Consider the following 13,585-nt stretch of genomic DNA (forward strand, 5'->3'; position numbering starts at 1 on the left):
TTAAATCCTGCCCTATGCCAAGATTTTTGTAATCCATAATGCGCAATTTTGTGTTATCAATAGCAATTAAAAATTTAAAAGATGAAACAGGTATTTATTAATCTCGCCGTGGCAGATGTAAACAGATCAATGGATTTCTATAGTCAATTGGGTTTTGAATTAAATCTACAATTTTGTGATGATGATGCCAAATGTATGGTTTGGAGTGAGCATATTTTTGTAATGATCATGACCCATGATAAGTTTAAATCCTTTACGAATAAGCCGATAGCTGATACAAAAACTCATATCGCTGGGCTGTTTGCTCTCTCCGTGGAGAGCCTGGATCGGGTAAATGAAATTGTTGATAAAGGGCTGGCGGCGGGAGGAATAGAGCCAATGCCAATGATGGATCATGGTTTTATGCAGTTAAGAAAGGTGGAAGACTATGATGGCCATACCTGGGAGATATTTTATATGGACATGAGTAAATTCCCAAGTACTTAACATCGCTTATAATAAAGTAGATTATGACTCCCCGTTGGTTCGTCCAAATCGTGATCTTAAATGCTGCCGACGTGAACGACGCAAACGTGATCTCTTAACTGGATAGTGCCGATTTTTAGTGATATTATTAAAAATAAGCGCTACTGCGAATAGAATCAGGCATCCGGAAAGCACAGGACTCAAAACATACCAATACCCTAACGAGGAAATTTTGGTTCCGCTGCTTACAGCGATTAGTGCTGTTGCTCCTCCCGGCGGATGTAATGTACGTGTATGTTGCATGCACACAATGGATAAGGCCACAGCAAGGGGAGCGGTAAGCCAGATGATATCTGGAAGCAATTGTGCTACGGTAACTCCAGCTATAGCTGAAACAAAATGACCTCCGATTAAATTTCGGGGTTGTGCAAGTGGACTCTGTATGGCACCGTATACCAAGACCGATGAAGCGCCAAATGACCCGATCAAGAAAATATTTTCTAATTGCGGAAAATGGAACGATTGAATAAAAGCGATGATAAATATGCCCACAAAAGCTCCGATGAAAGACCAGAAATGTTCCCAGGGATCTATTAATGTCTCCCGATAAAAAACATACCTATAAATGCGGAGTTGTCGATGAAGTTGATTTTTCATTTTTGATCTGTACAAAAATAGTGAATTTTAACAACTCGTTTTTATATCTTTTATATTAATCCTAGCGGTATTTATAACTTAATATTGGTTATTAAAATTTTCTGTTTTCTATTTTGACGAACTTATTGAGCGAACAATTTAAAGTATCTTATGGGATCGGGTCAGTCTTAAGCCTAATTTCAAGTACTGCAAAGGCATCAGACTGTTGCGCAGGTTTAATTGTCAAATGCATAATCAGTATTTTCTATTCGTTGGTTAAATTATCTGCTTTCTCTTTAGGTGCTGTAATTATAGAGCTCTTAATGGTCGGTAAAATAGAACGAATATGTATTGATTTCTCCTGAATATGAATTGCTAAATTATTATTTTAATAACGGATCAAATTTTCACGTGTCTAGTAATATTATAATCATTACTGTCAAAAAGGTGTTGCAGTTTTATTGGCATCTGCCTTTCGGGCCGTGATCTCCATTGCTATTTATCGATATATACTTATTTGAATAAAGGCATATGAGCTGTATTTTTTATAGTCATGTGCTAATAATTTTTTCATATATCTTATTGATCTCTTAGGCGAATTAATTGTATATTTACAACTGTGAACCGGGGCCTAAACCCTCGTTTTAGGAGTCAAGATTAGCCATTTTGCTAAAAAAATTAAAAAGTCATTCTGATAGAGGTTGGGAAGTCCGACTTATAAATGAGTATGAGCTTGTCAGATTTTGATAGCGCCGCATTTGTTATTACGTTCTATTGGGAATAACTTGTTATTATTAGCCATTTACACAAAAAATTGACCTTTTGAGAATGAAAATTTATTTGCTTTCGCTGTTTTTCCTAGTTATACTGATCATTAAAAATACGAATATAGTTGTTGGGCAATCTATAGAAGAAATAGCGCGTATTGAAGATCCCCTTCGTCAGTTGGAAGCTGTGCTACAACTTCCTGTCAATTTTGGGAAGGATACCGTAACATTAAAAAAGTCATTGCAGCCTGTATTAGAAATTGCTAACGAGAAAGATAGCTTTGTATTGAAATGGGGATACTACATGCGTATGGCAGATGGATATTCCATAGCGTTTGACCGAACGAATGGTATTTCTGAACAATATTATCAACTTGCGGAACAATTGCTTCAAAAGCACTATAATATTGAATTGGAAATGATAGGCTATGCACGGCAGGGGTACTATAATTATGTTTACCGGAAGGTAAAGGAGGCATTCCCATTCTTTTTACGGGCAAATGATTTAAAATCTAAAATTGATATCCGAAAGATACCATTGGTTGTTAAGCATTACCAATTTATTGCTAATTTTTATGGTTACATTGGGGACCATGGTAGTGCCGTTAATTATCTACAGGAAGCGTTGCCTTTTTCGAAAGCAGTCTCTAGAGAACGTGTAGATTTAACGAATGCTGTCGCCGTTTACTTATCAAGGGACTCACTCAATCATCAAGCATTAATTTACCTGAATCGAGCGATGGAAGAGGCCAAATTGGCCAAAGATTCGGTATGGATTGGTATTATTTCCGGCAATCTAGCTGATCAGGCATGGAAGGCAGGAGATAAACAAAGGGCAATTGCTCTTGTTCAAAAAAATATTGATCTTTCTATGCGATATAATGAACACAAGGATGCGATGCGGGCAAATCTCACTTTGGCAAGCTGGTATCTTGTTCTTAAGGAATGGGAGTTGGCTAAGCAGCATGTTGTATCTGGAATCAATTTGATGGAAGAAAAGCCTTATTTCTTGAAATATAAGATGGATGCATCAAAATTGCTAGCAGATATCGCCCATGGATTGAATCAAAAGGAGGAAGAACTCAAGCAGTTACATGTTTATCTGACACTGAAAGACTCATTAGAAAAAAGAATAAACGATAAAGAAATACAAAAGATTATGTGGCAACGGGAGACAGAGCGATATAATCGAACTATTCAATCTACGGAAGAAAAAAGACTTCACAGCAAACGCATATATCAATTTATAGGTATTTCCTTGGTTTTAGTTTTCACGATCATATTGCTTCTAATCAATAAATCAAAAACAAAGATAAAAATGAGGAATACCCTTTTGGAGAAGGACCAGCTCACACTCGCGTACGAAAAACAATTACTTGATCAAGAACTTGTGATTTTAAAGGATTCCCTAGGCGAATTTACCGATACGATTAAGCAAAATGATACCACAATTCAACAGCTTAGGCAAGAAATTGTTAAAGTATCCGAGCAGAATCCAGCTTATATGGCTCAGGTATCTGATAGCTTAAATGCCATGTTGCAAACGCATATTATGACGGACGAACGATGGCTGAAATTCAAACATGTTTTTGATAAGGTCTATCCGGGATATCTATCACAAATGAAGAAAAACTACTCAAAAATAACAGATAATGATTTACGTATACTTGCTCTTCAAAAGTTAGATCTAAACAACAGCAGCATGAGTGAACTTCTTTGCGTGTCAATGGAAGCTATCAAAAAGGCGAAACAACGTCTAAAGAAAAAAATGGAATCACAAGATCAGGAGTCAATCTCTGCTGACCGCACTATTTCACGTTGATTATCATAAATAAAAGGGATAAAAATAACTGTAGCATAAAGGTAGTAAACAAGCAAGCTCAGAGAAGAGCTTACTTGTTTATATTTAGTATCCTAGAAAGCTGTGTTAGCTGTTAGGAGTCTATTTGGCATTGTTTGCAGTAACATTAAGTTCAATGTCAACATTCTGTGCGATCATCCAATCTTGTGGATTTCCTTCTGTACCATAGGTAAGTCCCCAATCCTGTCTTTGAATCGTAAATTTAGAGTAGAAAATAACTTCGTCACCGTTGAAAGTGATTTTTGCAGGGAATGTTACATTTACTGTTTTGTCTTTAATTGTCAGATTTCCACTGACGGTATTTGTAGCATCAGCAACAACACTTTTTCCTTGAGCAGCATCAAATGGAGCGACTTTAGTGATTTCAAACTTAGCTGTCGGGTATTTTGCTGTATCAAAGAAGTCAGCACTTTTCAAATGCGCATCCAAATCTGTAGATTTTTTACCGCCAGCAGTCGTTGGATCAACTGAAGCACTATCAGTTACAATCGAATTGATGTCAATTGTAAAAGAACCACCAGTTACCGCATTATTTTCAACTGAAAGTGTGCCCTCGCTTTTTAAAACACCATATCTTGGATTCAAGCCACCTTTGTGGTAACCTGTCCATTTTAATGTGCTTTTGTCTGCGTCTACAGTATAAGTCTGTCCTTTTTGTTCAGTCACTTCTTGTGCTGATGTTGTCTTAGCTTTGTCGCCACCTGTATTCTGACAAGATGCGAATAACAAAATAAGGGCTAAACCCGAGATTAATTGTTTTTTCATTTTTTAATCGTTTTATTTTTAATATGATGTTTGCACTATTATATCTAATCGGCATCAATCATGCCATTTCAATTATCAATACAAAGGTATAGCATAGATAGTTTATTTTTGGTATTAGTTTCCTTAAAGAAACTACTTTCCAAAAAGATAGTATGCTGTCATCCTGTAATTCCGTATTTTTGTACTATATAAGGAGATTGGGTCAATGAAAAAAGAAGCGTTATCAAGTTCATCCAGTGGTTGCAAAACAAGGATACTAGCCATAAAAGATACCATGGAGATTTTGACTGGTAAATGGAAATTTCACATAATAGGTTCGTTAATGTTATTTGAGAAGCTGCGTTTTATGGAATTATTGCGCGAGGTTGATGGCATTGGCGCAAAAATGTTGTCCAAAGAGCTGCAAGATTTGGAAATGAACCATCTTATTAGAAGAACCGTATTGAATACCAAGCCACTGACGGTAGAATATGAACTGACTGATTGTGGGCGTACACTCGGTCCTATTATCGACGAAATCGCAAAATGGGGGATCACCTATAGAAAGACACTTTATCATAAAAGTGAGACTAGCGAATCGCTTGTGTAGCCCTTTGATTCTAGAAGTTTATTATAGCGCAGTAATTTAGTTAGATGATAAGCGAGAAAAAGGACAATAAATTCAGCTCAATTTCTGTCGCAGTATTTTTACTAGCGCTGTGTTAATTATCTTATTTAATGAATTCATAGCGACGCTTATTCATTGATACTAATCAGGGAAATGAGCAAGAATAAATACTCTCTGTATGTTTGATTTCAGCCTAAGAAGTATTAAAATTACTTGGCAGAAGAACAACATAGTAGGTCTGCTACCATATTTTCTAAATCTTCAAGGTCGAAAGGCTTTGCTAAATAGTTGTCGGCTCCCGCTTGTTTGGCTAATTGTTGTATATCGGTATTTGCAGATAGATATATGACAGGAATGTCTCTGAATGTCGGATGCGATTTAAGCAACCGTGTAGCTTCCATACCTCCAATTTTAGGAATCCAGTTGTCCATTAAAATCAAATCGGGCTGCACCTCTTTAACTTTTTCGAGAATATCGTGAGAAGTCTCCGATACTTCGACCCGATAACCAATAGTTTCGAGAATGATGGTGCAAACTTCAAGAACATGCTTGTCATCATCCAGCATGAGTATTGTTTTATTTGACATAGTAGCTGATAAAAAAGGTAGAGCTAAAATAGATAAAAACAAATACGGTAGAAAGCGGGTAAATACTTATTTTTTTTAGGGTAAAAAATACCCTTTTTGTTAACATAAACTACTTTGCTTAGATATAAATTGCTTTTCCATCATTGATAAGATATACTATCTTTATGTGAAAATTGATTTAAATTTTTCGTGTTATATCCAATATATTGTAAACATTCCTTCCTTATGAAATATCGTTTTACGGTTTTATTACTTGTAATTATGATGATGAGCCAACTGCCTGTGTTTGGAGTTGCGAAGCAAGTATATTATCAATTAAAAGATACCATTATGAAACGGATAAACAGGAGGAATGCATTGACCAATATCTCGAACATGCTTATTTACCGGCATTACACAAATTAGGGTTTGCTCAAGTGGGGTATTCAAAATCACAAAAACAATGAGAGTAGATCGGCTAATTTATGTTTTTTTAAATTCCCCTGATCTTGATCGGTTTGTGACTTTAGATATGCAGTTCACTGGTATTTAGCATCTATTGAATCAGCGAGATAAATAAAAAAAGAGATCTTGAAATCCGAATCAATAAACGAGACCTTTATCTGAGGAAAATTTCATCAAAAAAGGTGTATTAAAACTAATTATTTGTCAGAATATTAATGATGTTTTTTCGATATTCCTGATCTTTTTCCCTTAGCTCAAGAACCCTGTTTTTTAGGTCAATATTCACATACCATTCTGCATACTTCTCTTTTTCGTTGGTATCGTCGAAGAAAACTTTGGTTTTTACATATTCTTCATCAAAGTACTCTGGCTGACCGCTTAGTACAAATGCTGTGGAAACCACAGCCTCACTCATCTTGCAGGAGGCAACCTCTGTTTTGAACAAAGCACTTAGAGCTTTTGTAAAATTATCACTTAACTCTCCCATAGAATAAAAGTTAATACCTTCACGATAAAATCTTTTTCTGTCAACTTCAGTGTCAACAATTCCTAATTTCATGTCGCGTCGAAATGAGACTTCTATACCAACAGTTTCTTTTCCCCAGAGACCTTTTGCCTGAACAATATGATTTTGATTTTCATCATTCCAGTTCTTTGTGATGGTAAGTTTTAGATCAACAAAATCTTGGTCTTCACTGACGTCAATCTGCTTTAGTTTATCCTGTCCTTTTAAGAAATTTAAAAAGCTCATAGTGTATTGTTAATATTTCTTTGAGCATGATTTTAACAAATTTGTTTCAGTGTATCTGCTATATGTAGATGGCGCTGTATTTGTAATGATCGTAACTCAGGCTAAGTATAATAAAGATAGTAAAAGTTTTGATTCAATATAGTGCTCAATGGAAGACGATGTGTTTTTCAATGATAATTATGGGCTGGATGACAAGAAAAAAATAAGTCTTCAAAAGATGTAACAAAAAAGCCGCCCTATTGCGGGCGGCCTTACCTAATTTTTATGAAAGAAGCAATCATTGGGTATGTCAGTGACTTTAGAACCGTTAACACTATATTGAAGTTTTAGTGTAAAGCCTCCGCCGGCTTCTAAAAAGTCAACGGTTATCGGATGATATCCGGATTCGAGGGCTATCTGTCCACTTTTCATGATTGGTGCATGTTGTCCGTCATTGTCTACGACCACCTGATTATGAATGCGCAAGACGCCGCCGTCATCACAAGTGAAATAAAAATTATAGATTCCCTTTTCTTTTACATGTAAATAGCCACAAATTTTTGTGCCAAAGGCGGGCATTTTGATTGTATCACTCAAATGGATATTCTCGATAATTTCTTTCCGTACTGTCTCGCCCATTATTGACGCTGTGTTTGTAAAAGTGCCTTTAAAGAACGTTGCAGTTAATCCTGAACTTATATTCTTTATACCTTCAGAAACTCCCCGTTTCCAGGAGTCATTTTTTAAGTTTACTTGATACAATTCACTTTTTGCTCCCGAGGAAGATATTGTTGCAAAGCGTATGGTTCCTTCTTGTTTGACGATAAGTGAATCAGTTAATACCGGACTATTCTGAGTCGGTAAGCTTCCATCAATAGTGTAATGGATAGCATTTTCTGGAAGTTCATTTTCAATTTTCAAGATCGATTGTCCATCAACAATCACCTGAGTATCGGCAAAGCCTTTTAAATCTGGCATACGGTAGCGTAGCCCCATCTTGTTCCAAAGCCCAAAGTGAGCGATTAATCTGGTTCTGTAGCTTTCATATAATGACTTGTTAGTCCAGACTCGTTCAGCCAGAGCGCTTAACCTTGGCAGAATCATAAATTCTAACCGTGCTGTCGACGGGATCATTTCCGTCCATATATTTGCCTGTGCTCCTTGGATTAGACCTGATTTTTCGTTTAAGATGTCTGAGGGGATTACGGACATATTATAGACGGCATCGAGGCTGCTGCTATTAGGCAGGTAGTCAAAATACAGGGGATTGGTCGGTGTCATGATTACTCGATGACCGCGATTGACCGCCTCCCGAGGTGCATTTTTAACCCATCCCCGCCAATACATGACCGTCATTGATGTATCGGAGCTACCATCAAGTATTTCATCCCAACCTATACTACGTTTATTTTTCGAACGTATAAAATTATTAACACGTTTCACAAAATAGCTCTGTAGGTCATGTAGATTTGCGATGCCTTGTTCTTTCATAAATGCCTTGGCCGCTTCTGAGTTTGACCATGAATCTTTTTCTACTTCGTCAGCGCCGATATGAATATAGGGCGATGGAAAAAGCGCAATAACTTCACTGAGTACGTTTTCAATAAATGTATAACTGCTTTCTTTCCAGGGGCTGATCGGTACAGAGAATTGTTTCCCCCATCCCGCCGTCTGACTGTCCAACAATAATTCAGGATAGGCCTGGGTCGCGATCATCATGTGCCCGGGCATGTCTATCTCCGGAATAATCTCGATATGTCTGCTTGAGGCGTAGGCCACGATATCTTTGATATCCTGTTGGGTGTAAAAACCGCCATATTCTTCACGTCCATTATTGACGCGTTTGAATTCTTGGGGTAGATTAAAATCCGGATTCTCTTTCGCTTTGACGAAACACGCCGAATCTTGGTTGTTATATGTCCTCCAGGCACCCTGTGATGTTAGCTTCGGGTATTTTTTTATTTCGATACGCCAACCTTGATCATCTGTTAGATGCAGGTGAAGCTTGTTTAATTTGTAGGATGACAGGAGATCAATAAATTTGTATAGATAATCTTTTGAGAAGAAGTGCCGGGCCACGTCTAATTCGACACCGCGCCATTGAAATGCCGGTTGATCTTTAATTGATACATAAGGTAAAACGATAGGATTGTTTTGCTTGGCAAGTAGGTAGAGCTGTTGTATTGTCTGTAATCCGTAAAAAAGTCCTTGATCGGTAGAAGCAGAGATTTCAATTCCTCTTTTATCAATTGTTAGTTCATAACCTTCCTTGGAAATCTTACTTTTTTTAATCAATCTTAGTGTTGCATTGGCATGTGCTGTCTTTTTTTTGGGGATGTTTCCGAACAGCGATCGATCTATCCACTGATCTAAAGAGTTTGGGAAGAAGTCGGAATCAATCGTATAGGAGAGTTCTCCCTTCGCCAGTCGAAAGAAACCCGCAGATGATTCCAGTTGTTGGGGAAAAGGGATCAGCTGAGGGATAAGTTTTTTTTCTTGCGCAAAATTGGTTCGCGGCCAATAGCATACAAATAATAAAAGGATCAGTGAAATAGCTTTAAACATGAAAGGTGTTTTTTGTGATTTCTTAATATGTTATGTGTTTAGGAGTTTGCCCAATAGCATTTATCCATTTGGCATGAAAAAACCCGGAGCCAATATAAATATATTTTGCGTAAACGGAAGCAATAAAAAACTGTACTAGTAACACTGGATAATACCTATAAGCATGTTGTTTGGCTTGTCGGTTGGACAACATTGAATAACATTGACGGCGGGTTTTGTGTTGTTTCTGCTTTGGGTGATCGAGACTAGTTTTCAGCTATCTTTTCAAATAAACCGGGATAGGTGAGGACCAACCCGCTCTCATCTACCTGAATATGAGCGGTGAAATCACTAACAATATTTTCATACAGATACTCGTGTAAATCTGTCCTTGTATAACGTTGCCGAACGGCTTTGATATCGCTGTTGATCAGGTCGATATACATGATATCTATTTCTTTTGAATCACCAGTTTTAAGCTGTAGATTGTTTATCGGTAGTGTGTTTGTAAATGGAGTCAAGGAGATATCTATATATTGAAAACCCTTGAAATTCGGATCGACGGAATGATTGATTTCCCAGTTGGTATCTGTTTTTCTCCCGGTGAGGGTATTTTTGACAGCATTGACCTCGGAATCAATTAGAAACTCATTGATCTCCCACTGCTTATTTATAATCAGTCGATAGGAGGCCGAATAAATTTTTTGCTGATAGGAACCTATTATTTTTGATGCTACAACATGATAATCTTCATTTTCCTGTAGACTGAAATACTCCAGAGAGGGGAAAGCGATTCCCTGCCATAATAATGTTTTCATCTGATGGTCCTATAGTAAGTTTTATTTAACGGACAGCATATGTTGTCGTTGTTGTTCTTGTTCGACTTCATTCTTGACACGCTGGTTGATATTTATTTTGGCATTGATGAATGTGAAAATCACAGTTCCAAATTCTCTTGAATAGCTGTTTGTGATGGAATCCGAGCGCATACTTTGTGCAAAGTAAGGAGCTGTTTCATTCATTTCAAGCTGGTTTTCCCAGGAATTTTTTATACGGATCAGGTTGCGGAATTCATTACTGAAATCAAACCAGTTGATATAGTCAGCGTTGAAGGTTACTGCACGGATCCCAAGTTTGGAATAATAATTTATTGCGCCCGCCTGACCGTAGTTGTCACAGAGTACGAGTGTGTTTTGTGGGTTTGGAATTTTGCCGTAGATGCGATCTACTTTTTGGGCGAGCTCTCGCCACCCCAACATATCCGCAAAATCTTGTGGAAGTTGATGATCCTTGCCATCTTCCCAGGTTAACATGCCAATTTTACGGTATTTTTCGGGGTGATCCGCGATATATCGGGGACTTCTATTGGGGAACGTCAGCATATAGACAGGAATAAAGAAAACGAAGGGTAGTACAATTAAAGGAGGTCTCAGAATTCTACCGGTTTTATTCTCTAAAAGTGTTGAGATATAAACTGAACCAAAGGCAAAGTAAATAGGATAGATACCGATTGCATAATAATCTTTGGCTTTTAAAAATAGAAAAACTCCGATTGTAATAAAAAAAGACAAAAAGAATAAACGGTATTTTCTAAATGCGGGATAGGCTAATAAAGCATATAGGCCAAATCCGATAACAGGAAAAGTTCCGAAAAAAAATAAAAACTGGGATCGGATAAAGCTCCATTGGTTGACATTGACGAGCTGGGTTTTTGCAAGTTCTTTAAAACGAAATATAACGGGAAAATTATTCTTGTATTGCCAGATTAAATTAGGCAGTATGATTAAAAATGCAATTAGAACACTGTAATAAAAATGTTTATTGAATAGTACTTTACGTTCTGGGACGGCTATAATAGCCGGTATAAGACCGAGTATTAGAAAGGCGATATTGTACTTGTTTAAAAATCCCAAAGCGAAGGCGACTGCAATAAAATACAACCATTTAAGATGTCCGCTGTTTAAATACTTTATGATAAAGTAATAAATAACTGTCCACGACAGGACATCAAAAGAATTGGGTTGGTACAGTGTATTTAAACGAAATAAAACCGAAAAAATAACACAACATGAACCAAATATCAGTGCAAAAAGACTTCCTTTGAGTGCTTCAATGGTTTTCCAGACCACAAGAATAGTTAGTGCACCAAACAGTGCAGGGAAGAATTTGATCCAGAAGACGGAACCTCCTAAAATCTTGATGAGGTAGGACAGCCAGGATGTCAACGGTGGAACCGATAAATACCCCCAAGCCAAGTGGTTAGCCTGATCTAAATGTAGAAACTCATCCCGATGTAACTCATATATTGGACTTATCAATTGATACTGGAGGATAAATTTCAGCAGAATAAGGCTTACCAGAATAATGTGTTTTTTCATTTAAGAACAGATTTGTGCATAAGCACTGGTTCTATTTTCTTTTTCTTTCTATTGTCGATATCCGATTATCAGCTTCCATTTTGATCAATTCCGTGCGTGCTAAAGTGACTTTTTCTGAATAACTATCACCGCTTTGTTCTCTCAATTTACGAAGACCTTTTGTTCCTTCTGCTTCATAGTTGTTGACATCGAAAGTAATGGAATCCGTTGTCACATTGGCAATCCGGTATAAGGTATATAAGGAATTCCCATTTTCTTTCCGTTTGATCTCATATATATCACCTGCAACAGGACTGTCTAGGTATTTTTTCGTTTTAACGGATCCGGATATTCCTACGGCGGCGGCAGATCCAAAAAAAAGGCGATTAGAATTAATCCGGAGAAATATCCAATAGGCGTTTTTGGCATGCCACATGCTCGGATGGAGCTCCCAGATAGCGAACTTGCCTCTTTCCAGGAGCATGGCGAAATTGTATAAAAAATAAATGTAGATCATTAATCAGTTGTTGATAATGGGGATTATTTTTTATTACGTTGGACTTATCCTAAAAGTTTTGTGAATCGGCAGAGGGCCCGTAGCTTGATGGCAAGGGAATATTATTTAATCTATAATATACACCCAATTGTGCTCTATGATGTGTGATCTGATTTAGAGAGTGGCGAATTGCTTCATATTTTGTCCAACTTGCCAATTGATGGCCCGCATTCTTAATTGTCCAAGTGGGAATTAAATCCTCTTCAGTTGCATTTTCTAATGCTTTTTTACCTGCCTCAAAATCTTGGTCCAGTTTTTTAAGCAATTCTTCCCGTGTCGATAGAATTGTAGGCTTATATCCGCCATCAGCGAAATCTAATTCAGATGTTTTTAAAATGGTACTTGGCCATTCAAATACTTCTACTAAATGAGTCGCTAGCGGCATTATTTTCATGCTTCTTTCATGCGGAGCATAGTCATTGTTACCCTCTGGGAAAAGAGCGATAAAATTTTTGGTGATCTGATACTCGTTTTCAAGTTCGGATTTCAATTGTTGAAGTGTATTCATCTCGTTTTCTAAATTAAGTAGTTTATGTTCTAATGTTCCTTGGATTAGGCTATTCACTTATTTTTTGAGCAGCATTTAACTTACTCTTGTTGCGTCAGCCAAACAAAGGTAATGTCAGGTATTGACAGCCTTATGTCAATATAGCTGGAAAATTTGTTATTATTGCGACTATCGTATTCATATGCGTTCGACTTTACTTGCAACGATTCGAATTTAATAATGTTTGACAATATGTGAAATTTTTACAAGTTATCATGTTCTGGATACGGTGGATATAGAATAAAAACGCTTGAAGCGGGGAACTTCAAGCGTTTTAATCTAACCAATTATTAACCTAAATTATGAATTTGAAATAAAGCTATTTTTGTGCCAAAAGTGATCTGTACCAAAATATTATGATGTAACAATTCTGTTGTGTTAAATTTACTTTTCGTAATAAAAGTTTGCTCATTAATGGTAACGTGAGGCAATTCTTTTTTGTAGAATACAAAAAAATAAGGTTAGCACATTGAAAAGACTGGATGAAATGAGAATTATATTGTTTTTGAATCTTTTTTCAATAAAATTTTTTGTTTTAGTTGCATGTTATTGTCTTTTATATTGTTTATAACGAATATTGTTGGAGCTATTTGTGTCATTTGATTAGATCTAAGATCATGTCTAACGTATCAATTGGGAAACGATAAAAAGCACATGATATGACATTGATATCTTACAAGTAAAAGATTGACGAAGATGGATAACAAATATTAAACAAC

The 13,585-nt window shown here is 36.7% G+C and carries 12 protein-coding genes; 3 read left to right on the forward strand and 9 right to left on the reverse strand.

Features of this window, described 5'->3' with window-relative positions; translation table 11 throughout:
- The first annotated feature begins 81 nt into the window (after positions 1 to 81).
- Positions 82 to 486: a VOC family protein gene (locus HPC41_RS04535; protein ID WP_172392784.1), complete on the forward strand. Its 405-nt coding sequence runs from the start codon at positions 82 to 84 to the stop codon at positions 484 to 486.
- A gap of 21 nt (positions 487 to 507) precedes the next feature.
- On the opposite strand, the gene HPC41_RS04540 is transcribed toward HPC41_RS04535, so the two are convergent.
- Entirely contained in the window at positions 508 to 1,122 is a 615-nt protein-coding gene (locus tag HPC41_RS04540) for an HPP family protein (RefSeq protein ID WP_172392785.1), read from the reverse strand.
- 807 nt (positions 1,123 to 1,929) lie between these two features.
- Here HPC41_RS04540 and HPC41_RS04545 point away from each other — a divergent pair.
- On the forward strand, positions 1,930 to 3,690 hold the full coding sequence (locus tag HPC41_RS04545; protein WP_172392786.1) for a tetratricopeptide repeat protein: 1,761 nt from the start codon (positions 1,930 to 1,932) through the stop codon (positions 3,688 to 3,690).
- Between the two features lie 120 nt (positions 3,691 to 3,810).
- Here HPC41_RS04545 and HPC41_RS04550 read toward each other — a convergent pair whose 3' ends face one another.
- The gene (locus tag HPC41_RS04550; RefSeq protein ID WP_172392787.1) at positions 3,811 to 4,494 is read right to left on the reverse strand and encodes a YceI family protein; all 684 of its coding nucleotides are present in this window, start codon (positions 4,492 to 4,494) and stop codon (positions 3,811 to 3,813) included.
- Positions 4,495 to 4,699: 205 nt separating this feature from the next.
- Between HPC41_RS04550 and HPC41_RS04555 the strand changes: the two genes are divergently transcribed.
- Positions 4,700 to 5,083 (forward strand): winged helix-turn-helix transcriptional regulator, encoded by a 384-nt coding sequence (locus HPC41_RS04555; RefSeq protein ID WP_172392788.1) that lies wholly within the window; start codon positions 4,700 to 4,702, stop codon positions 5,081 to 5,083.
- 227 nt (positions 5,084 to 5,310) lie between these two features.
- Here the strand turns inward: HPC41_RS04555 and HPC41_RS04560 are convergent, their stop codons facing one another.
- From HPC41_RS04560 to HPC41_RS04590, 7 genes are all read right to left on the reverse strand, one after another.
- Positions 5,311 to 5,688 (reverse strand): response regulator, encoded by a 378-nt coding sequence (locus HPC41_RS04560; protein ID WP_172392789.1) that lies wholly within the window; start codon positions 5,686 to 5,688, stop codon positions 5,311 to 5,313.
- 637 nt (positions 5,689 to 6,325) lie between these two features.
- Positions 6,326 to 6,883: a hypothetical protein gene (locus tag HPC41_RS04565; RefSeq protein ID WP_172392790.1), complete on the reverse strand. Its 558-nt coding sequence runs from the start codon at positions 6,881 to 6,883 to the stop codon at positions 6,326 to 6,328.
- Between the two features lie 255 nt (positions 6,884 to 7,138).
- A complete protein-coding gene (locus HPC41_RS04570) occupies positions 7,139 to 9,427 on the reverse strand; it encodes a family 20 glycosylhydrolase (RefSeq protein ID WP_172392791.1) in 2,289 nt (762 codons plus the stop codon).
- 245 nt (positions 9,428 to 9,672) lie between these two features.
- The gene (locus HPC41_RS04575) at positions 9,673 to 10,224 is read right to left on the reverse strand and encodes a putative glycolipid-binding domain-containing protein (protein WP_172392792.1); all 552 of its coding nucleotides are present in this window, start codon (positions 10,222 to 10,224) and stop codon (positions 9,673 to 9,675) included.
- A 21-nt stretch (positions 10,225 to 10,245) separates the two neighbouring features.
- Positions 10,246 to 11,784, reverse strand: a complete 1,539-nt coding sequence (locus tag HPC41_RS04580) for an ArnT family glycosyltransferase (RefSeq protein WP_172392793.1) — start codon at positions 11,782 to 11,784, stop codon at positions 10,246 to 10,248.
- Between the two features lie 31 nt (positions 11,785 to 11,815).
- Positions 11,816 to 12,280 carry a hypothetical protein gene (locus HPC41_RS04585; protein WP_172392794.1) on the reverse strand — a complete coding sequence of 155 codons (465 nt, stop codon included), beginning with the start codon at positions 12,278 to 12,280 and terminating at the stop codon, positions 11,816 to 11,818.
- Positions 12,281 to 12,329: 49 nt separating this feature from the next.
- Entirely contained in the window at positions 12,330 to 12,827 is a 498-nt protein-coding gene (locus HPC41_RS04590) for a DinB family protein (RefSeq protein WP_172392795.1), read from the reverse strand.
- Positions 12,828 to 13,585 lie beyond the last annotated feature (758 nt).

The organism is Sphingobacterium prati, assembly GCF_013167215.1.
GTDB classification, from domain to species: Bacteria; Bacteroidota; Bacteroidia; order Sphingobacteriales; family Sphingobacteriaceae; genus Sphingobacterium; species Sphingobacterium prati.